A 21,439-nucleotide genomic window follows, 5' to 3' on the forward strand; every position below is an offset into this window, starting at 1 on the left:
GCATGAAAGCATGGAGAATAGGATGGGAAGACGGTTATCGGCGAGGATGGAGTTATGGCTATCATTTGGGCAAATGTGAAGCCATCGTACGCCAAAGCATGGAAGTGAAGGGGAGGTATTGGGATGTTAAGGTGCTTTTTGTGCCAGCACAAGGAGCACCTTATGCTTCTCTCGATCAAGGAATCGGCAGGGAACTGGAAGGACTTGTACAACAACTCAGGATCGCAGACAACCATCAGGATGCGGTTGTTCTTGCTGCTGAATTCCGTCCTGATCTTGTGATTGTCCTGGATGCTCTTGGGCAGACCTTTCCTGCCCATAAGGCGGATGAACTTCGAGCAATGGGAATAAGGACGGCCGTCTGGCTTCCGGACGACCCGTATCATTCGGATGTGACAGTAGGCATTGCTCCTCATTATGACTATGTGTTCACACTCGAAATGAGTTGTGTTTCCCTTTATCGGGAACTCGGCTGCAAGCAGGTCTACTATCTTCCTTTTGCCGTAAATCCCAACTATATTCGCCCAATTTATACAGAAACTGCTTATGAAACCGATGTTTGTTTTATCGGCAGCGCTTTTTGGAATAGAGTTGCGTTATTTGATGAAATTGCCGAATACTTGGCCGGAAAAAAGGTGAAAATTGTCGGATACTGGTGGGAACGATTAAAACATTATTCATTGCTTAAGGATAAAATCGACGGGATATGGCTGAGTCCGGAAGAAACGTTAAAACATTATAACAGAGCCAAAATTGTCATCAATCTCCATCGTTCAAGTGAAGATCCGTCCCATAACAGTAACAGCCGAAATCTCCCCGCGCGTTCTGTCAATCCTCGCATGTTTGAAATTTCCGCTTGCGGCACATTGCAGCTTTCGGATGTTCGTGAAGGACTTCCGGATTTGTATACTCCGGAATATGAGATGGCTACATTCTCTTCCCCCGACGAACTGGTGAATAAAATTGAATATTATTTACACCACGAAGACGAGAGACGCGAAATGGCCTGGAGAGGGTTGCAAAAAACGATGCGGGAGCATACTTTTCGAAACCGGTTGTCTGAACTGTTAAGCATTGTCTTCGATTAAAACACGAGAATAAAATGGACGGGTGTACCCGGCTCAATGAACGTACCAGGGAATAATATATTAACGAGTAAAAGAAGATGGATAGGTGGTGAACGAATGCTCCGTCTTAAGCGGAAAAAGAAGAGAATAACGCCCAAAAAAAACTGCAGTAAAGTATTTAACACTGGTTTTAACCAAGGCTACGACAAGGGTCATGATGAGGGTTATCAACGTGGAAAATACGATGGTGAATACAAGTGGAGGGACGGGGTTGAAGGAATAGTGGATTCACTGCTCCCGGATGGTGTAATCCTGCCGGAAATATCAGCCGAACAAATTATAGCAGCCGGACTAGAGCCGTTACGGCCGCACTTTCACCATCTTCTTACTGCCCAGCAAGTAGGAGACGAGATATTACATTCACTCGAAACGCGCATTCCGATGTCAGTCGTTCGCCTTGGAGATGGCGAACTGCTTACACTGGCTCAAGGAGTCGTCCTAAGTATTGAACAAGTAAAATCGGAAGGAGCTTTCCTGCAATACGCCGGGGTTAACGTTCCTGATTATGCAGCGCGCGATGAACTGGCTGATTCTGTGCGGCAAGCTACTATCGTAGGAATCCCCAAGCTGAGAGTTCGAAATTTCCAGCCCCTGTCCTTTCCTGTTTTGCGCGCACACGGAATTGATTATCAACAGTTATCTTTAACCGATTCCTTGATCAACTACTCTCTGTATCAGTCAGGTTACCTGTCCAAAATGGTTAGTGGACGCAATGTATTGATTATAGGTAACCTTGCCGTATCTTTGGCGGATTATTTACGACGATACGGAGTGAACGTTGTCGATGCGATCGCTCCGGTTCACGGGGTCAAAGATATTCCCCGGGTCATGGATGAAGTTTTCCACTGTGTCTTTGATATTGCTCTGGTTGCATCCGGAATTGCATCCGTTATTATTGCGCAGAGGATTGCCGACGGGCTTGGCAAAGTGGCCATTGACCTGGGACATCTTGCCGATTCGATGCTGAAAGGAGAAGCTCCGTACAAATAGTGGAGGCACCGGATGTTATACGACAAGAGAGCGATGTGAAAACATGTACTGAAAGAAAGTAAAAGGAGGTGATGATCATGATCCGTGATCGGAAGAAAAAGAGGGCTTCTTCCGCCAGACGCCGAGTTAAGGCGAAGAAACGGATTGTACTCAAAGTTCTTAACAGTAAAACGAGAAAAAGAAGCGGGGTCAGAAAGCGGAGGACAGGAAGGAAAATTAACGGCGTCCTTTACAATAAAGGTTATGATGTCGGTTTTGACCAGGCATATGAAGAAGGTTTTAAAGTGGGATATGAACAAGGAATGGAGCAGGGGCATCAGACGAACGAGAGGGTATCTTGATGGGTGGCAAGTCGGCACTTAAAGGAAGGGGGGCATTTATGGAACAAGGAAGCGTCCTGTCAAGAAAAATAATCTCTCATAAACGAAACGAACAGTATTCTTATCAAAAAGGATATGAGCGAGGCCGTCTTGTCGGATATGAACGGGGATATGAGGAAGGAATAGCGCGTGGCCTCCAATATACTTTATTGCCGATCGCTCTCGTCATAACGGCTTCCAAGGATTTACCGACATTAAAAATGATGATTTACCATCCGTTTGACCAATTGAAAAAAATGGGTCAATACAATTTCATCGTGAGAACGGAAGACGAAGTCAGTAGGGAAGATCTGGAACTCGCCAGTATCGTTGTATTTGTTCGTAATGTTGAACCCGGTGCTTATCGACATTTGGAAACGGCCCATGAGTTGGGGAAACGAACGGTCTATTGCATCGATGACAACTTTCTCGAAATTCCAGAGGGAGCACAAGAGTATCCTTACTACAAGGAACCGGTGCACAGGGAAGTTTTCGTCAACTTTTTGAGAAATGCACAACATATTCACGTCAATTCCGAATTTTTCGCAGATTATATCCGTCATCATTTTAATTCCCGGGTAACCTATTTTCCTGCAACGGTTGACTATGAATGGCTGGATCAAGGGGTAAAACCCATCCGACAAGACGGTCAAATTGTGATCGGTTATGAAGGAACCTATAAGGAGGATGATTTCAAACCGGTCGTTCCTGCAATCAAACGTCTTCTCGAGGAATACGGGTCGAGAATCAGGGTTGAATTCTTTGGTTTTATTCCTTCGTCTTTGCAAGGATACCCGGGAGTTGAGCATTTACCTTATGAACAAGATTATCGCATATTCATTCATCGATTATACGGATTAGCCTGGGATATCGGTTTAGCTCCGCTTGCAGATACCTTATTTAATCAGTGCAAAACAAATAACAAATTCCGCGAGTATGGGGCGTGCATGATTCCCGGCATTTACAGTAAGGTTCCCACTTATTCGAGTTGGGTGAATCACGGGGAAACCGGTTATCTCGTACCGCATTCAGAAGAAGGGTGGTACGAAGCCATGAAAATAATGGTTGAAAATCCGGCCTTGCGCCAGAAAATAAAAGAACGCGCTGAAGCTTTTGCCAGGAACCATTTCTCCATTGATGCCTGCGTCGAAAACTGGAAAAGTCAGATTTTATCTTAATTTAGAATAATGAAGGGAGAGACGTTGGGTTGGAGACCAAACACATTCCCGTACTGCAGCCTAGCATCGGGCAAGAAGAAATCGATGCCGTAGTCGAAGTGTTGAAGTCCGGTTGGCTTGGTTTAGGGCCGAAGACCGAACAGTTTGAAACCGAATTTGCCGCTTATGTCGGAAGTCGCTTCATGGTCGCTCTTAATTCCGGGACAGCTGCTTTGCACCTCGCGTTAGAGGTTCTTGACATAGGTCCGGGAGATGAAGTGATCGTTCCGTCGATGACGTTCGTTTCCACCGCTCACGCTGTCAGTTATGTAGGGGCAACGCCTGTCTTTGCCGATGTGGAGAAAGATACGCTGAATATTTCCCTTGTGGACATCGAGCGGAAAATAACGGACAGAACGAAGGCGATCATTGTAGTCCATATGGCAGGGCATCCGTGCGATATGGACGCCATTCACCAGTTGGCGCTTTCCAAAGGAATTAAAGTGGTGGAGGATGCAGCGCACGCCTGCGGAGCTGCCTATAATGGTCGCCTGATCGGTTCGATAAGCGACATTACCTGCTTCAGTTTTCATGCCGTTAAAAATCTGACCTGCGGCGAAGGCGGCGGAATCACCTGCAATCAAGAATGGATGGCACGCAAGGTGCGGGAAAAAAGATGGGTCGGCATATCCAAAGATACGTGGATAAGATCGTCAAGCGAAAGGGTCTATGCCTGGCAATATTTTGTCGATAAAATCGGGTACAAATACCATATGAACGATATTCATGCCGCACTCGGCATTGTACAGCTTGGTAAATTGAATCAACTTAACGGTCGACGAAAGGAAATTGCAAGCCGTTACCAACAGGAGCTCAGCAACATTTCGTGGCTTGAACTTCCGCAGGAGAAAACGTATGCGCAAAGCTCCTGGCATTTATTTCAAATTAAGCTGGAGAATGAACAACTAAGAGACAAATTAATCCGTCATTTACAGGATCATAATATCGCGCCGGGGGTTCATTATTATCCTTGTCATCTGCATCCTTATTACCTTCATCTGAAGGCAAGCGCTCCTGTTTCTTCGGAAATATGGAAGAGACTATTGACGCTGCCTATTCATCCTAATATGACAGATGAGGATCAGGAACGGGTTATCGATTGCGTCCGTCAGTTTTCATCCTAGTATTGCTGTAAAATGAAGGAGGTTTCGTGTTAGGAAGGGAAGAAAAGGACTCTGCGCCGGCTAGACGCGGGAGGCTTTTCACTTCCTATCCGGGCCTCCTTTCCTGAGCTTTTAGGATAAAAAACAGAACAGGAAAAGGAGGACCATATGAAAAAAAAATCGTCTTTTTCTTTTTCATATCAATTAGGTTATCGTGCGGGCCGTGACCGCGGATTTGCTGTGGGGAAAGAGGCGGGTTATCAACTTGGACTGAAGGACGTGCAAGTGGCCAGACAACCCGATACTCAAGAGCATGAAGCAGGTTTGGAGCAAGCAACGGAGCAAGCAAATCTATTAAATCTGGAAGCAGGAGCAATAGCCGTGGCAGACAAAGAAGTAGTAGCAGAAGGAGTAACAGAACTAGCCGGTGTAAACAAAAAAACGGCTCATATTCTAATTATTAGCGCAAAGAATTTGCCGTCTTATCAAATCGGAATCCATCAACCGTTCAGCCTGCTTAAAGATCAGGGGCTTTGCACCTTTGAAGTCAGAAGCAAATATGATGTCTCAGACAAGCATGTTGCCGACTCGGATATCGTGATCGTTCAACGAAGTGTCGAGCCTAATGTTTACAGATATTTCGAGCAGGCCCGCAAGCTGGGGAAACGTACCGTTTATGTCATCGATGACTATTATGAAGCAGTTCCGCCAACCGGCAAGCGGGGCAAATATTTTGCCGATCCCGGCAGACGAAAGGCATTTGCCGATTTTCTAAAAAATGCGGATATTGTGAAAGTAGATTCATCCTATTTCGAAAAGGTTCTGATTGAGAAATATCGTTCCAATGTTGTCTATTTTCCGGCAAGTGTGGATTTTGCCTGGATTCAACAAGTTAAGAAAAAACCGAAAACGGGAAGTGCCCTTGTCATCGGATATGAAGGCACCGACAAGGAAAATGATTTTGCTCCCGTCGTTCCTGCCTTGTTGCGGATCTTGAAAGAGTACGGTAAAGCCGTTAGGCTGGAATTTTATGGTTTTGTCCCGGAGGCTCTTAAGAATCATCCGTCCGTTACCTATGTTAAGCCGGAAGCGGATTACAGGACATTCATTCGCAGGTTATATCAAAGCAATTGGGACATCGGTCTGGCACCCCTGGAAGAAAATCTGTTCAATAATTGCAAGACGAATAACAAATTCAGAGAATATGCCGCTTGTGAGATTCCGGGCATTTATTCGTCTTCGCCGGCGTATAAGGATTGGGTCGATCATGGAAAAACCGGAATGATTGTTCCTCATTCGGAAGAAGGTTGGTATGAAGGAATGAAGCAATTGATCGAAAATCGCCAATTAAGAGCAACCATTAGAGAGCAGGCGGAACTGGTGGCTAGAAGACACTTTACGATCGATGCTTGTGCGAAGGAGTGGAGAAAGCGTATTTTGCATATTTAAATGGATTAAAGTTGAAAGGAGTGATTATATGAGCGATACAATCAATGAAAAAGTGATTTATAAAAAATGGGAAGAGTATGGATTTGACAAAAGCTTCAGAAAATTTTTCGGCGGAGACGGACGCTTAGATAAACGTAAGATAAAATGCCTGAAAAATTCCTTGGCCTATCCTTATTACAAAAGCGGCGTCTGGAAATTGCAGGTCACCGTCAAGAAGCGATCTTTCCCCGTTATTCTTAAGGTTATCAAGAAAGGGAGAAGAGGCAATGAAATTGAAATCAACATGTACCGGAAAGCGGGGAGGACGCTGCAAGATGTAATACCGCAAATTTACAGTGTGCGTTCAGATGGTGACTATATTTGGGTACTTACGGAGCATGTGCAGCCCATTGATGAGCAGATTGAATTTCATCCCAAATATTTTCTGAAGGTTATCCCAGGTTTAGCGAAGATGCATTCCCGGACGTTCAATAAATGGAACAGGGACTTGTATGGAGATTGGCTGCCTTTTTATCATTCAGAAGATATGAAAAAGGAACGAGAGCAAATGATGGAGCAAACATTGCGATATCTGGATGAAGGAATGAAACAAGCAGATTTAAAAGCAGTGTTGAAACCGCATTATCATATGCTGCAAAAAATTTATAAAAAGGGCCCTATCTTTTTCCCTCAGGTCATCAAAGCCGGACAGTGCATTACCCATAACGACCTTCAAATGAGAAATGTCGGTTGTAACAATATGAGCAAAAGTCAATGGAATGTTAAATTTCTGGATTGGGAATCTGCCAAATATATTCCATGCTGGTTCGACGTCGTCAGTTTAATCGGTGTATTCTTTGGATACAGGCAGGATTTCAAGAATGAAGAGGATCGTATTCTCAAGCAATGTGTCCGCTTATACGCTCATGAAATGCAGAAACACGGGGTGAAATTCAGAAAAGATCCGATGAAACTATATAAAATGGCCTATTTGCAGCGAGTGTTGGAATATGATTTATATTATCATATAACCAAGGGGTTGGATAGAAAGGAAATTACGTTATTGCCGGTCTTTTTAGAGAAAATTAAAGAGTGGGGAAAAGAACTGAGGCTGTATTAATCGGACTATAGAGTATGGCTGGGGACCTTTATCGTCCCCATTTTTATGTTCTATATAAGCTTAACGAGACACTTTCTTTTGGACGGAATGGTTAGCTATTTTACAAGAGAGTGGCTATTGGTCGTGTCTCTTAAACAGGGAAGAGAATATCATATAAATAATATATTAATATTCCTGTAGTTCTGGGCGAATAGGAGGGGGTGTGCTATGAAAGGTAAGGTTAGGATTGGCCAGCCTAGTAGTGACGTTCATGTAGGGATATCGGATAAAATTGTGAAACGATTACGTGGTGGCAGAAAGCTTTTGCATGTGCTAATCATAAGTGTGGAGCAACTTCCATCTTTTCAAATCGGTATTCTGCAACCATTTCTCTTGCTTGAAAAGCAGGGGGTCTGTACCTTTAGTGTAATAAATGAACACGGAATGACGGAGGAACACCTTGTTGCCGCGGATATAGTTATTGTTCAAAGAAGCGTCAAACCAAGCGTTTACAACTTCTTTAAGAAAGCGAAAAAGATGGGAAAGCGTACGGTATATGTTATTGACGACTATTATCTGGCATTCCCTCCAACCGAAGATATCGGCAAGTATTATGCTGAGCCAAGCCGCCGAAAAACATTCATCAAATTTTTGAGAAATGCGGATATCGTTAAAGTTGACGCTTCGTATTTCGGTAAATTACTGCAGAGGAACCATAATTCTCATGTCGTCTACTTTCCGGCAAGCGTGGATTTTACCTGGATTGAACAAGTAGAGAAGAAACCTAAAGATAAAAGTGTCATTGTCATAGGATACGAGGGAAACAATAAGGAAAGAGATTTCACACCTGTGACGCCAGCCTTATTACAGATCATTGATTACTATGGAGGCCTTGTAAAACTGGAATTTTACGGGTTTGTCCCAGAAGCGCTTAAAAATTACCCTGGCGTTTATTATGAGATGCCGGAAGCGGACTACAGGACATTCATTCGCAAACTGTATCAATGCAATTGGGACATCGGTCTTGCACCGCTAGCGGATAAAATTTACAACAACTGCAAGACGAATAATAAATTTAGGGAATATGCCGCCTGCGGAATCCCGGCCATTTATTCTGATTCGCCGGCTTATAAAGATTGGGTCATCCAGGGGGAGACGGGAATGGTTGTGCCGCATACGACAGAGGGTTGGTATGAGGGGTTGAAGCAACTGATCGATAATCGTTCCCTGCGTTCGAAAATTAAGAAACAAGCGGAACAGGAGGCGAGAAAACATTTTTCGATTGAGGTTTGTGCGAAGCAATGGGAAGAGCACATCCTGCTTTTAAAAAGGAAGTGAAATATATATGAATAAAGATAGGGTGATAGACAAAAATGCCATTTTCCAGAAATGGGAAGAGCTTGACTTGGGTAAATGTTTCCAGCCTTCCTTTAATGGAGATGGATTGCTTGATAGGACCAAATTAGAGTGTTTGAAAGATTCATATAAAAGCAGCATCTGGAGATTGGAAGTAACCGTTCATGGAAAGTCTTTCCCTGTTATTCTTAAGATCATGAAAAAAATTGGGAGGGCGAAGTCCGAAATTGAAGTCAAAATGTACCGGAATATGAATAGTGTCTTACAACACTTGATGCCACAAGTTTATTGCATTCATTCGGAACCAAATCATGATTGGATTCTCATGGAGCATGTAGAGCAAATAGATGGACAGGTTACATTCCATCCTAAATATCTTTTAAAAATTATCCCCACGTTAGCGAAACTGCATTCCTATACGATTAATAAATGGCAGGAGGAATCCTATGAAAGATGGCTTCCTGCTTATGATTCGGAGGTAATGATACAGAAACGGCACCAAATATTTGATCAAACAATAAAATACCTTGATGAAGCAATGAAGCAAACAGATTTAAAAAAGCTCCTCGAGCCATCCTATTCTCTATTGCAGACGATATTGCAAAAAGGTCCCGATTATTTTCCGGAAGTCAGAGAAGCCGGTCAATGTATTACCCATAATGATCTGCAAATCATCAATATCGGATGTAATAATGTGAATGAACATGATTGGCGAATTAAATTTTTGGATTGGGAATCTGCACAAATCAACCCTTGTTGGTATGATATATATAGTTTGATTGGGGTATTCTTTGGATATCGACAAGACTTTCAAAGTGACGAAGATCAGCTGGTTCACAAATGTGTAGGACTCTATGCACACGAGATGAATAAAATGGGGGTAACCTTTCATAGGGATGCCATGGAACTATACAAGATGGCTTATCTCCAGCGTGTATTGGAATATGACTTGTACCTTCATCTCAAGAAAGGTTTAGAAAAAGGAAAAATCGTATTATTACCGATCTTCCTACAGAAAATAAACGTGTGGGGGAAGGAACTGGGACTGCATTAACATGACAAAAATAAAGAGGTCGATGAGCAGATCATCTGCTCATCGACCTCTATTTCACAAGACAGGCTATGATCAACCTAATTATAGGATAATCCACTCACCTTTGGATAAGCTCAACGATCAGCCGTGTACGAAGCATGAGGAAAGAAATTGGACGGCCGCCAAATGCAACGGCCGGTGTCGGTTCTACGATCGTATGGGCTCCCTGAGCTTCCAGATCAGAAATGGATTTATGAATATCCAGGCACTCAAAGCATTGGTGGTACATTTTGATGCCTCTTGCCAAAATATTGAGTACAGGAGAGTGATCTCCTGCCGGCTCAATTAATTCTATACGCATAGGGCCATGTACGATGAAGATGCCGTTAATTTGCTGAATCGGATCGTGAAAAGGCGCTCCTTCCACTACATAACCAAGCGATTCATGCGTTTTGATTTCGGCGGCTAACGACTTGCAAGCCAGCCCGATATGGTGAAAAGTAAATTCCATTACTTCTGCAGACATTCAGGTCACTTCCTCTAAGAATCGTTCAGCTATTCTGGCGGCAGGTTCCAGGCGGCTTCCAACAAGCGGCCACTTATCGGCTGTGACTGTATGGATGATCCAATCCATCGACTTCCCCTTAATGGTGATGGCTCCCGGCTCTATTCCGGATCTTACCGCGCCGCTGTTGTCATGAAATGAAACCACATGTTGATTGTCTATTACTGTTCTGCAAAATACGCTGGATAAACGGAGAATATCAAAAGCGACGTGATACATAAGCCATACACTGCCTGGAGCGGCTGGATAGTGAGGCTGAATAATGAGCCTGCCCCATTCGGCGGTATTTCCATTCCGATTGTATATCGCAATGGTTCCTATCGGAATATTGGATCGGGCGGTTTCGATGCAAAAATAGTAATCGCCCTCCCGTTGAAAATATTTTTTTAACCATGCCACATGAACAGAAAATTGTTCATCGAACTCGCCAATGTATTGAGCTAATTTCGGATCGCGCCGCAGTTCAAAAATGAAAGCCGCATCCTCCAACGTCACCGGCCTTAATTTTAAACCGAAATTTTGAACGGTAATCGAATGGTTCATCAGCTTCCACCCAATATGGCTACAATATCCTCGAGACTCTGAATATTCGCAGTTTGTTCAGCGGAAAATCTAACCTGAAATTCTTCTTCCAGCACAAGGATCAATTCCAGGTGTTTAAGTGAATCCCATTGTGCAGTTGTGTTGCGAGTAAGATTGAGATTAGCTGAAACAGGAATTTGTAAAACCTCTGATACCAGCGTAGACACCTTGCTGCGTATTTCCTCTTTCACGGGATCTCCTCCACTTCTACAGGATAGCTGGAATAGGATGCACTGACACGGGCATATAAGTCAGATACGCTTTGCTCGTTCCCCGGATCGGTTATGAATCGCTGCAGCCATTCGCGCGCCGGAGCATTCCGCGGCCCCTCCTGCACTTCTATGGTTAATTGTTTAATGCCAAGTTCCAGTAATCGATTCAGTAAGCGGGCGAAAGCGATGGTTTCAATTTCTCTGCCCAATGCCCGGCAGCTGAACACAACTTCGATAAGCTCTGCTTTTTCTTGTTTAAGACGGCATACGAATGTGCCAATAATGCCGCTGTCTGAAAGGATATCAGAAAGTTGTACCGTCATTATTAAATATTCACTGCTCTTCATGAACTGTTCTACTTCCGTTTTGCTCATTCGCCGAAGCGCAAGATTAAACTGGTTGGTTTTATGGCTCATTTCAAATACCCGATTCGTATGGGTCGCTTCGTTCACATATATGCGTACAATCATCTGCAGGCTCTTCAGGTACGAACCATAATCAGATGATTGGTTTTTTAGCTCTGCCCGGGCCTGATTGGCCTGAATATCGGCTGTTCTTAAAGACGCGGAATCATCTTGAAGCAATTGGTAGCAACCGGGATAGTGGGAAATTTTAATTAGTGTTTGTTCGCCTGACGGATCGGCCCGAAGTAATCGGACAGCCGGGATGTGATTTGCCATTTTAAGCAATTCCGCCGGATTGTCATCGACGAACAGGATCGCGGACGGATCGATATTCAGCTTTTGCGATATAGTGATCAAATTATCCGGTTTTGGATTCCAGTTGGCGCATACGACAGCAAAGTCATCCCATCCTAGCGGAAAATCGGTTCTTTGTTGAAAGAGCTCCCGTACATCCTGTTCCTCATTTCGGCTGCAAATCGTAAGCATCATACCCGAGCGCTTCAGCTGCAGTAACAAGTTTTGCAACCTGCTATGAGCATCGCTTAGAGTGAGGCCATCTACGCCGTCCTCTCCTAATACTCCGTCATAAAGCGTATCGTCCAAATCCAAAGCGATCGCTTTGATTCTGGGAGACAATACGGCAGGCAACAGATGCACTCCTAGATGACGGGCAATCGCAATCGTTGCTTGATCAGAGAAAGGATAATGACTTACACTATCATTTCTGCTATCGAAGAAAGCCTCGCCCAGTTCAAGAGCAATATAAGACAAATCAATGATCCAGCAGTCCGAAACCAGATTAGACAGGCGGAACAAGCCTTCGTTAAACTGGCGAGCCCACTTTCGTTTTCCAGTTTGGATACTGAACAGCTTATCTTCTATCTCATATTGCTCCGGCCAATTATTAATCAATATGGGTTTGTCCGTTCTGGACCTTAACGTAAGGATTCTTTCCTTTACCCAATCGCAGGCTGCTTGTTCCGTCATAGATTCATAATATAATCTCCAGTCCGACCAGAGGATAAATACGTCTGCACTGGCATCGCCGCCTATGGATGAGAACGAAGTATCATATGGCGACAGGTCGATGGTCTCTTCCGCATCCCATAAACTTAAAAAAGGCGGCATAACGCTATGAATAAACTCAAACGGCATGGTACGTTCTACTCTAAGTTTTACTTTACGCTGCCCCGGGAATCGTGGTATGTGATTCAGTTGTCTTCTGGTAGGCAAGGGACCGAGCAGTGTATCCAAAGCATCCAAGTATGTGAGTTGTCGGTTGATAATAATCCCTCCTGTACAGTAATATGCAGTAATTCTTAACAACAGTTTATGGGAAAAAATCATATAGAAACACGGCCCTCGCCTTAAATATAAATTTTCTATAATATTTATTTTCAATGGGCAGGCTGGGCCAATATCCCTAATTCCTCACATCAGCCAGGCAACGTTACAAGCATATTTTGGAACCATTCTGTAACAGACCAAGGACTTGGGAATACAATAGTGTGATTTTGAATGCAATGATGAAGGAAAAGATGTCTGATCATAGCGGCGACAATGAAAGAGAGGGATCTATTTGGCGAATTATCAAGTGGTATGGAGAGGTCCGGTATATGATGCTACGGGATATGGAACGGCCAGCAGGGAATATGTTTTTCAGTTGGATAGGCAAGGGGTGGATGTCAAAATTGAAGCATATAGATGGGGTATTCCTTTAATCGAAATAGATAAGCTCGAGAAAGATAGATTAAAGAAATTAATTGAAAAACCTTATGCAAAGAATAAAAGAAAAGTTTTAATTTATCACTCTCCACCATGGAAAATCGATACAAAAAAAGAAAGAAAACAGTTCGATTATCTGATTCTCAATACGGTATGGGAAGCCGCCAGGATGCCTAATTCTTGGTTATTAACAATCAATCAATTTGATGCGGCATGTGTCCCCAGCACTCATAATATGGAGGCTATGGGCAATAGCGGCGTTCATGTTCCGCTATTTCTTGTTCCACATGGAGTGGATACAAATAAATATAAGCCGGAGAATAGGAAACTATCCATAAAAGAAGCTGAAGGAAAATTTATCTTTATTTCTGTATTCGATTTCAATCACCGAAAAAATCCAGAGACTTTATTAAGAGCTTACTGGGAAGAGTTTAAAGCGGATGATCATGTCGCATTGGTAATCAAAACGGCAAAAAAATATTGGGACGGATCTAGTAAACAGCGGGTGAGAAACAGAATAACCGAATACAAGAAAAGGCTTGGTTTTGGGGATGAAACAGCCCCTGTTTATCTATTCACCGATGTATTTGAAGAAATGATTCTTACTGGTATTTATACGCTCGGCCATGTATTTGTACTCCCTACAAGGGGAGAAGGGGTGGGATTGCCATTCATGGAAGCACTATCGAGCGGTATTCCAGTGATAGCTACCGGATGGGGCGGACAAATGGATTTCTTAAATGAACGAAATTCATTCTTGATCGAGTATCAATTAAAATATCCAGGGATTAGCATGAACAGTGAACATGCCATTTCGTCGGTTTACCGCGATTTATTTGAAGAAGAAGGACAGCTTTGGGCAGAGCCCGATCTTCGTGATTTAAAGAGAAAGATGAGATATGCCTATGAAAACCCGAATCTTTGCAAGAAGAAAGGAAAGCAAGGCAGAAAAGACATGCTGCCATTCTCTTGGAATAAAGCCGGAATAGCATTACAACAAACTGTTGAGAAGGTCATCGATAACAAGAAATCATGAACGGGACACAACATTGCGAAAAACGCGTAGCGTTTCCTGTGCATTCTTTGCCCAAGAGAATAATTTCGCTCGTTCCTTGCCTTTGCTAATTAATCTTTTTCTCGTCTTCGAATGGGATACTTGCATCATTTTTGTTGCCAAATCTTCAGGATCACAAGGGTTGAACAGCAGAGCTGCCTCTCTAACAATCTCGGGAATGCTTCCTCTGGTGGAGCAAACGATAGGGGTTTCGGTTCTCATCGCTTCTACTAAAGGGATCCCAAATCCTTCATGAAGGGAAGGAAAGACTAGAAAGGCAGAATTGAAATAAAGATAAGGCATTTCGTTCTGTGGAATATATCCTAATATTATCACCTGATCTTCCAGAGCGTGTTCTTTAATGAAACCTGCAACAGACTCGTACACCCTATTCTTTTTTTCCCAAAAACCCGATAAAACAAGCGGAATTCGTTCGTTGTACTTGTCCCGAAGAAGCAGTATCGCCTTCAGCAGATTGTGATGATTTTTGTGCGGATTATAGCTCGCGGGGTAGAATCCGTAGTTATCGGGCAACCGGTATTTGGCCTTGATTTTCGCTTTCAGCTTCTCTTTTGGAGGGAGATAAAAAACATGGGGCGCATCCGGATAAATAACATGAACTTTGTTTGATGGAATATGAAGGCGTTCGGTAATCGATGCTTTGGAAAATTCAGAAACGGTAATTACGGCATCGAAGGCGTCCTGATATTTTTTATAATACCGGTTATTCTTGTCTAATCCGCCTGATACGAATTCCGGATAAAAAGTATGGAGCACATCATGAATGGTCACAACGGTTGGAACAGGAATGTCGGGAAGATACGACCGGTGCAGGGGACAAAACCATAAATCTAAACGATGCTGTTGGACAGCTTTACAAATGTCGGATGGATTTCGTAAGTCGCTAAATAATACTAAATTTATTTGTTTGTGATGATCGGGGAATAGACTTCTGTTCGAAGATGTGAGAAAAAGGAACAGTTCCAACCCGTCTCCTTGGACTGCTAATTCCCGGATTAAATTTGTCAAATATTGTTCCGCTCCGCCGAATCTATCTTTTGACAGATTTAATAGATTGATTCCAACCCTCATCCGTTCACACCTCCCATCTATATTTGGTTAATTAATCGATCTATTTCTTTCTTGATGTTTTTCGCCAATTTGAACCATGAATAGTTTTTATTAATGTATTCTTGTCCACGTGAAGCTATTTTCTGCAACCTTTTTTCATCGCGGCAAAACGTATTGATCTTGTCTGCGAAGTTTTCTTTTTCCACTCTGATATAATGTTTCATATCGATAAGATTTAACCCTCTGGCCCCGAATGGGGTAGAGAATAAAGGGATTCCGGCGGATAAAAATTCAAGGGTCTTAATGTTAACGCCTGCCCCTAAAGACATGGGGTTGATAGCTATATCGGCTTGGGAGAATAGTTTTAGTTTTTGTTTATGACTGACTTTGCCTAGTAATATGACATTAGATTTAGTTGGTATTTCAAAGGTTTTGCAGCAGGATCCCGCAATAATAAACTGTATATCCGGACACTGATCTGCCAAATGCTGCAAGATATAACGTACAGCTTCGATGTTAGGGGGATAATTCGCTCCAATGAATAATGCCTCTGTTTTTCCATTGGATTTCATAGTTCTTCGAATCCATTCTTCCGGATTAATGCCATTTGGTGCTAGCTTTATTTTGGAGGAGTCTAAATTATACATGGAAAGAAAACTGTTTCTTTCATCCTCTGACGTGGCAAATATTAAATCAGCGTTCTCCACCAATTTCTTTTCCAGCTCATAGATAGATTGGAGGTATTTCCTTGCCTTTTTATTTGTCCAGAGTTGTTCTGCCAATAAGAACTCGTGATTATGACTGTTATAGATTCTCGGTTTATGATCCACCCCCAGATAGCGGTCATACTTAAGTAAGTAAGGAGATTCATGAATAATGATATCGCTGGTTTTGTATAAGTCATCATAATATCGTTTATATTCTGTCATTTGTTCTGATACTTTCATATTGACGATCAAAGGAAGTTCATACTTCATCTCCTTATTTTGTATCTCCTTACTAATCTGCTTATGCAGGGGGTCTTTCTGGACCTTATATTCCCTGAAGGTCGGAGAAAATTCAACCCTTTCTCCTACTTCACTGAGCGATTGGGATAAAAGAGTAATATCATAATAATTGCTAAGTTGATTGTAAAGATGGAAATACCTCAGCGTCCCTCCGCTTCTTGGCGGATAAACAGTGGGGAAATGATTGAGGACCAATATTTTTTTCATGATGCTCCCCTTTCACAAAAACCTTTTCTCGGGCTTATTTTAATCATGCTCCTCCGTTATAACCGGTTAATTGTCTATAATGTCGGATGACTTTGTTACATACTCCCGAAAATCTTTTAGATATGGAATAATCAGAACATTGGAAGATGAAACCAGCTTTTGGTCACTGATCGGCCATGTATGATCTTTGGCATTCTCTCTGCGGACGGCAACAAAATTATACCTGTCATTCGAGAACATTTTAAAACCCAATTTCCCACAATCCCCACAAAATTTGCTGTCCTCACCCAAATTTCGATCCGGAAACCGGACCTTATCAAATACTTCTTTTTTTATGACCATTGTTGCTCCGGGAAGATTGGAAACAAATTTGTTTTCATTTTTGGGAGAGCGGAGCAGAAGTAAATTAGATCCTTCAAGATAAACATAATGCGTATATTTGCCAACGATATCTGCATTGGTCTTTTTAAAAGAATACATGCACTCTGTCAAGTAATGAGGAGAATAATAGTCATCATCGTCGAATTTAGCCACATAGCTATGCTTTGAGTTATCTACGCCAAAATTTAAACATTCGCCTAAAGAATGGCCTTCCGGCAGTTGATAAACCGTTACATTTTCATATTTTCTTGCTTTCCTTCTGAACTTCTCAATGTCCATGTCATCTTTATTTAATATAATAATGAGTTCCTTTAATTTCCATGTTTGCTTTCTATAATTATCAAATACATTATCTAGATACTCCTGTCGCTTGGTACAGGTAATGATGGAGATTCCTTCATTATTTTTTGATTCTGAAGATTTTTGCTTACTCAATCCTACTCCCCCTCGTCTTATATAAATACTTCTCTGATAGGATATAATTCGCCGGATCAAATGGAAACGGCAAATATCCGACTTACCGGAATTAATTACGCCTTTTATGAGTGCACTGAGAAGGACTTGAAGACATCTTCGAAAAGGCTTCGGTGGATGGAAGTTTTTTTATCTTTCTATCAGCATACGCCCTTCCACATATGATAAATGGTCATAGAATGAAAAAGACAAGAAGGCGTTTATACACTGGAGGGAATACCTAGAAGTAAGGGAAGATGGGGAGATCATTCTATGAAGCGTAAGAAAACAGCGATGAGACGATATCGTCGGGATCATCTACACAAAAAATTTAATACGGGGTACGACAAAGGTTATGATCTTGGTTATAGGCGGGGCTACGATCTTGGATTCGAGAAAGGAATATCAGGAGCGGCTGATTTATTTGTCGGAACAAGTATTGTCATTCCAACTTACAATCAGTTGGAATTTCTCAAGGAATGCATACACAGCATTCAGAAGTACACTCCTGAGCCTAATGAGATCATTATCATCGATAATGGATCAACGGATGGTACGGATCAGTACTTGAAATCTTTAAGCGGAAAAATACGTTACAAAATCTTTAAGGAAAATCTGGGATTTGCTGGCGGAGTAAATCAAGGTTTGATGATGGCTACAGGAAATACATTGTTATTTTTGAACAATGATACGATCGTTACGACAAATTGGTTATCCAATTTGCAAGCGTGCTTGCAGAGTAATGAAACATTTGGCTTGGTTGGACCTGTTACCAACTATATCGGCGGTGATCAGCTAATTGAAACCACCTATCAATCGCTTGATGAAATGGCCATTTTTGCGTCTTCCTTCAATCGTTCGGACCCCGAGCGTTGGACGAAAACAGGCAGATTAACTGGGTTTTGTGTACTGATGAGACGGGAATTTTTCCAGCGCTTGGGTTATTTGGACGAAGGTTTTGAAATTGGTAATTGTGAGGATGACGATTACGGCTTGCGGGCCCGGTTAATGGGTTCGGATTTGATCATTGCGAGAGATACTTTTATTCATCATGCCGGCAGCAAAACAATTAAAGCATTCACACCTTCCCAGTTCGATCAATTCTATGGAAAAAATAAACAGTTTTATTCTAATAAGTGGGGGGACACTCACGCACTTCTGACAGAAGTTTTAGACGGTCAGGACGGAGCTCCACTCCAAATGAAAGACTTCTATCCGACTCATGTCCTCGTAAAAGGGGCAGGATCTGCCACGTTTTGGGTAGAAAATGGCGTTCGTTATCCTCTGGAAGAACCGGCGGAGTTCGTATCTACACGCCTTTCTCAAGTAGATTTGCGAAACTGGCCTGTCGGCTTCACGCTTTCGAATGATCAAGTAAAGCAAAAGTTGCTTTCCTTAACAACTTCTACCGAAGGAGCGCTTTCTGATGGAGTTCTGGTCAGGACCCCTGAAGGAAAGAGCTATCAGTTTAAACAGGGGAAATTACATCGTTTTGTCACGGATTGGGCTTTGACGACGTGGAATTTGGATAATCGTCATATCATTCCTATATCGGATGCGGAAAAAAATAAATATGCCGAAGGAATTCCCATTATAGCACCGCCGATCATACGCGCAAACAATTTGTAAATAAGGGGGGCCAAAGGAAACGATGCGGAAAAAAAACAGACGGCTTACACTCACAAGGCGTAGGAAAGGGCGTCTTACATCCCAATCCCGTAAAAGGAAGAAAAAGTTTAATAAAGGGTTCGATTCAGGTTATAATCGGGGTTTTGATTTTGGCCTGGCCCAAGGGTTTGAAGATGGATACGAGAGAAAGTATATAGAGTCTTATTAACGTCCGCACAAGAAAAAATCGTGGGAAGTTGTTAAAAAACCGGGTACCTTTGAGGTGAGACCATGAAAAAACAAATGATCCGGAAGGTGCGACAGCGAAGTAGAACGACCCGCGCAAGAAGAACTAAAGTGCGCAAACGAAGTAAATTCGTTCGTAAAAAAGGAACGAAAAGATTAAAAAAAGCGTTGCGTGTTCAAAATGTTCCACGCAAGGTGCTCCTGCCGACCGACAAGCGGATCGGCGTCGTCTTATCGGTGCAGAACGAGGCGCAAACATTACCGCTTGTGCTACGTGAATTGAGCAGGCTCCCCTTACATGAACTGATCATCATCGTAAACGGTTCGACGGATGCCAGTCTGTCCTTGGCGAGAAACGTTCCGGGAGCGACGGTTGTTCATTACCAGGAACCCGTTGGTCATGATGTGGGACGGGCGATCGGTGCCAAGCTGGCAACGTCGGATATCCTTGTCTTTGTTGACGCAGACTTCATCATTCCTGCAGAACGACTTGTGCCGTTTGTTACTGCAGTGGATCGTGGAATGGATGTGGCCTTGAACAATATTTCTCCTTATTTAAAACCGTCCCGTTCTTTAGACAGAGTAACCTACTTGAAAGAGTTTTTGAACCGCATTCTGGGACGGCCGGATTTACGGGCGAATTCGTTAACTGCGGTACCCCATGCCATTTCGAGAAAAGCGCTTGACATGATCGGTTGCCACCAACTTATGGTCCCTCCGAAAGCACAGGCCTCCGCCATTATAAAAGGACTTGTTGTCGGGGCGCCGGGCAGTGTAGAGGTACTGAAAGCGAACAGACACAAAGCGGGGAATGTTGGCAGAATGAATATGGTTTCGGAACTGATTGCGGGAGATCATCTGGAAGCCCTTCAATTTGCAATGGATGAATTGGGGGGAAGACTATGGTTTTCCGATCACGGCCGGAGACGGGATTTGCTCGGGGGTGCCTAACATGTTGACAAGTATTATTATTCCGACCTATAAAGGTCTTCATCTGCTGCAAGATTGCGTGCAGTCCATTCGGCAATTTACGGAGGAACCGTATGAAATCATTGTAGTGGATAACGCTTCAGGTGACGGTACGCTTGAATATTGTGTGCAGCAAGGGATAGATTTCGTGTCACTGCCTTCCAATCGGGGATTTCCCGTCGCCTGCAATTATGGCATGAAGCTGGCGAGAGGCGATTGTGTGCTGTTATTAAATAATGATATCGTTGTATCCCATCATTGGCTAGCGAATCTACTGAATTGCTTGACAAGCCAACCGGATAGGGGAATAGTCGGACCGATGACCAATTATGTCAGCGGCAAGCAGCAGTCTGATCTTCAATATGAAGATTTAAGCCAATTTCATCATCTTACAGAGACGGTGAACCGGCCAGATCCGGCCAAATGGCAGGAGGTGGAACGGCTCGTCGGATTTTGTTTTGCATTTAAACGAGAGTTGATGGATAGAATCGGATGGCTTGATGAACGTTTTTCTCCTGGACATTACGAGGATGACGATTACTGTTATCGTGCACGGCAGGCAGGGTACAAACTAGCCATTGCCGGAGACACACATGTGCATCACCACGGCAGTGCAAGTTTTAAACAGCATGCGCCTGAACAATTGTTGCAGCTGCCAGAAACTAATTATTACAAATTTATGGAAAAGTGGGGAGTCGATCCCCGACAATTCATATAAGGTGAAGACGGGAGGTACTAGGCGGTTGTTTACGCAGGTCACCTCCCGTTATCATTTCATCCGTTTCCCAAAGAAAACGCTTCACCCTATTTCTTGATAGAGCCCGGTCCACTATAGTTCACGCATTTGCTTGTCGCAATAATTCAGATGATAGGTTCAAACGGATGGAGTGTTTTACAGAGATTTTTTTGAAAAAAAAGATAATATATACTCGGCACTAAAGATTTCAAAGCTCATGAAGTGGAGAAAGAAAGATGCTTCCAGGGCGAGTTTTGGCTTTGTATTCCTACTATCCGAAGGCCTATTCAATAAATAAGGAACTCGGTTTGGTCGGGCCCCCGAAAAGTACCTGGAATCGCTTCGAAGCCTATCCTCACTTTTTGGGGAAATAGTTTAGATGTTTGAAGCTTCGGAGGCACTTTCCTTCGGAACGGAATGATAGCTTTCTTTAGTGCCACATATATAGAAATGAGTTTGCATGTGGAAAAGAAGGGATTTAGAAGACCCCTCCTTTCTGGGTGGGTG

Annotated in this window: 20 protein-coding genes; 13 read left to right on the forward strand and 7 right to left on the reverse strand. The window is 43.0% G+C overall.

Translation table 11 applies throughout. The features are described from left to right. The first annotated feature begins 2 nt into the window (after positions 1 to 2). The 9 genes from KJS69_RS02495 to KJS69_RS02535 all read left to right on the forward strand — a co-directional run bounded on the left by KJS69_RS02495 (position 3) and on the right by KJS69_RS02535 (position 9,733). The gene (locus KJS69_RS02495) at positions 3 to 1,088 is read left to right on the forward strand and encodes a CgeB family protein (RefSeq protein ID WP_213581419.1); all 1,086 of its coding nucleotides are present in this window, start codon (positions 3 to 5) and stop codon (positions 1,086 to 1,088) included. 96 nt (positions 1,089 to 1,184) lie between these two features. Continuing rightward, complete coding sequence (locus KJS69_RS02500; RefSeq protein ID WP_213581420.1) at positions 1,185 to 2,117, forward strand: GT-D fold domain-containing protein; 933 nt, start codon at positions 1,185 to 1,187, stop codon at positions 2,115 to 2,117. 77 nt (positions 2,118 to 2,194) lie between these two features. Next, positions 2,195 to 2,458 carry a hypothetical protein gene (locus KJS69_RS02505; RefSeq protein ID WP_213581421.1) on the forward strand — a complete coding sequence of 88 codons (264 nt, stop codon included), beginning with the start codon at positions 2,195 to 2,197 and terminating at the stop codon, positions 2,456 to 2,458. A 38-nt stretch (positions 2,459 to 2,496) separates the two neighbouring features. Then, complete coding sequence (locus KJS69_RS02510; RefSeq protein ID WP_213581422.1) at positions 2,497 to 3,654, forward strand: glycosyltransferase family protein; 1,158 nt, start codon at positions 2,497 to 2,499, stop codon at positions 3,652 to 3,654. A 29-nt stretch (positions 3,655 to 3,683) separates the two neighbouring features. Next, entirely contained in the window at positions 3,684 to 4,817 is a 1,134-nt protein-coding gene (locus KJS69_RS02515) for a DegT/DnrJ/EryC1/StrS family aminotransferase (protein WP_213581423.1), read from the forward strand. A gap of 147 nt (positions 4,818 to 4,964) precedes the next feature. Continuing rightward, positions 4,965 to 6,245 (forward strand): glycosyltransferase family protein, encoded by a 1,281-nt coding sequence (locus KJS69_RS02520; protein WP_213581424.1) that lies wholly within the window; start codon positions 4,965 to 4,967, stop codon positions 6,243 to 6,245. Between the two features lie 28 nt (positions 6,246 to 6,273). Continuing rightward, positions 6,274 to 7,344 (forward strand): aminoglycoside phosphotransferase family protein, encoded by a 1,071-nt coding sequence (locus KJS69_RS02525; protein WP_213581425.1) that lies wholly within the window; start codon positions 6,274 to 6,276, stop codon positions 7,342 to 7,344. Between the two features lie 207 nt (positions 7,345 to 7,551). Further along, on the forward strand, positions 7,552 to 8,661 hold the full coding sequence (locus KJS69_RS02530; RefSeq protein ID WP_213581426.1) for a glycosyltransferase: 1,110 nt from the start codon (positions 7,552 to 7,554) through the stop codon (positions 8,659 to 8,661). A gap of 7 nt (positions 8,662 to 8,668) precedes the next feature. Continuing rightward, complete coding sequence (locus KJS69_RS02535; protein WP_213581427.1) at positions 8,669 to 9,733, forward strand: phosphotransferase; 1,065 nt, start codon at positions 8,669 to 8,671, stop codon at positions 9,731 to 9,733. Between the two features lie 97 nt (positions 9,734 to 9,830). Here the strand turns inward: KJS69_RS02535 and KJS69_RS02540 are convergent, their stop codons facing one another. From KJS69_RS02540 to KJS69_RS02555, 4 genes are read right to left on the reverse strand one after another with little or no spacing between them, the layout of a single operon-like run. Next, complete coding sequence (locus KJS69_RS02540) at positions 9,831 to 10,238, reverse strand: VOC family protein (protein ID WP_213581428.1); 408 nt, start codon at positions 10,236 to 10,238, stop codon at positions 9,831 to 9,833. Next, positions 10,239 to 10,820 (reverse strand): GNAT family N-acetyltransferase, encoded by a 582-nt coding sequence (locus tag KJS69_RS02545; protein WP_213581429.1) that lies wholly within the window; start codon positions 10,818 to 10,820, stop codon positions 10,239 to 10,241. It lies immediately after the preceding gene. Continuing rightward, on the reverse strand, positions 10,820 to 11,050 hold the full coding sequence (locus tag KJS69_RS02550; protein WP_213581430.1) for a phosphopantetheine-binding protein: 231 nt from the start codon (positions 11,048 to 11,050) through the stop codon (positions 10,820 to 10,822). Before KJS69_RS02550 ends, KJS69_RS02545 begins: the two co-directional genes overlap by 1 nt. Next, positions 11,047 to 12,630, reverse strand: a complete 1,584-nt coding sequence (locus tag KJS69_RS02555; RefSeq protein ID WP_249730314.1) for an HAD-IIIC family phosphatase — start codon at positions 12,628 to 12,630, stop codon at positions 11,047 to 11,049. The genes KJS69_RS02550 and KJS69_RS02555 overlap by 4 nt, the downstream gene beginning before the upstream one ends. A gap of 424 nt (positions 12,631 to 13,054) precedes the next feature. On the opposite strand from KJS69_RS02555, the gene KJS69_RS02560 reads away from it, so the two are divergent. After that, positions 13,055 to 14,236, forward strand: a complete 1,182-nt coding sequence (locus KJS69_RS02560) for a glycosyltransferase (RefSeq protein ID WP_213581431.1) — start codon at positions 13,055 to 13,057, stop codon at positions 14,234 to 14,236. Here the strand turns inward: KJS69_RS02560 and KJS69_RS02565 are convergent. The 3 genes from KJS69_RS02565 to KJS69_RS02575 form a co-directional block, all read right to left on the reverse strand. Next, the gene (locus KJS69_RS02565) at positions 14,231 to 15,346 is read right to left on the reverse strand and encodes a glycosyltransferase family 4 protein (protein WP_213581432.1); all 1,116 of its coding nucleotides are present in this window, start codon (positions 15,344 to 15,346) and stop codon (positions 14,231 to 14,233) included. The two genes, KJS69_RS02560 and KJS69_RS02565, sit on opposite strands and share 6 nt — an antisense overlap. Before the next feature lie 17 nt (positions 15,347 to 15,363). Next, on the reverse strand, positions 15,364 to 16,539 hold the full coding sequence (locus tag KJS69_RS02570) for a glycosyltransferase family 4 protein (RefSeq protein ID WP_213581433.1): 1,176 nt from the start codon (positions 16,537 to 16,539) through the stop codon (positions 15,364 to 15,366). A 66-nt stretch (positions 16,540 to 16,605) separates the two neighbouring features. Continuing rightward, on the reverse strand, positions 16,606 to 17,355 hold the full coding sequence (locus KJS69_RS02575; protein WP_213581434.1) for a glycosyltransferase family 2 protein: 750 nt from the start codon (positions 17,353 to 17,355) through the stop codon (positions 16,606 to 16,608). Positions 17,356 to 17,646: 291 nt separating this feature from the next. Between KJS69_RS02575 and KJS69_RS02580 the strand changes: the two genes are divergently transcribed. The 3 genes from KJS69_RS02580 (at position 17,647) to KJS69_RS02590 (ending at position 20,914) form a co-directional block, all read left to right on the forward strand. After that, positions 17,647 to 19,002: a glycosyltransferase family 2 protein gene (locus KJS69_RS02580; protein WP_249730315.1), complete on the forward strand. Its 1,356-nt coding sequence runs from the start codon at positions 17,647 to 17,649 to the stop codon at positions 19,000 to 19,002. Between the two features lie 270 nt (positions 19,003 to 19,272). After that, positions 19,273 to 20,178, forward strand: a complete 906-nt coding sequence (locus KJS69_RS02585) for a glycosyltransferase family 2 protein (RefSeq protein ID WP_249730316.1) — start codon at positions 19,273 to 19,275, stop codon at positions 20,176 to 20,178. Between the two features lies 1 nt (position 20,179). After that, a complete protein-coding gene (locus KJS69_RS02590; protein WP_213581435.1) occupies positions 20,180 to 20,914 on the forward strand; it encodes a glycosyltransferase family 2 protein in 735 nt (244 codons plus the stop codon). Positions 20,915 to 21,439 lie beyond the last annotated feature (525 nt).

It is taken from the genome of Paenibacillus sp. J2TS4, assembly GCF_018403245.1.
GTDB lineage: Bacteria > Bacillota > Bacilli > Paenibacillales > NBRC-103111 > Paenibacillus_L.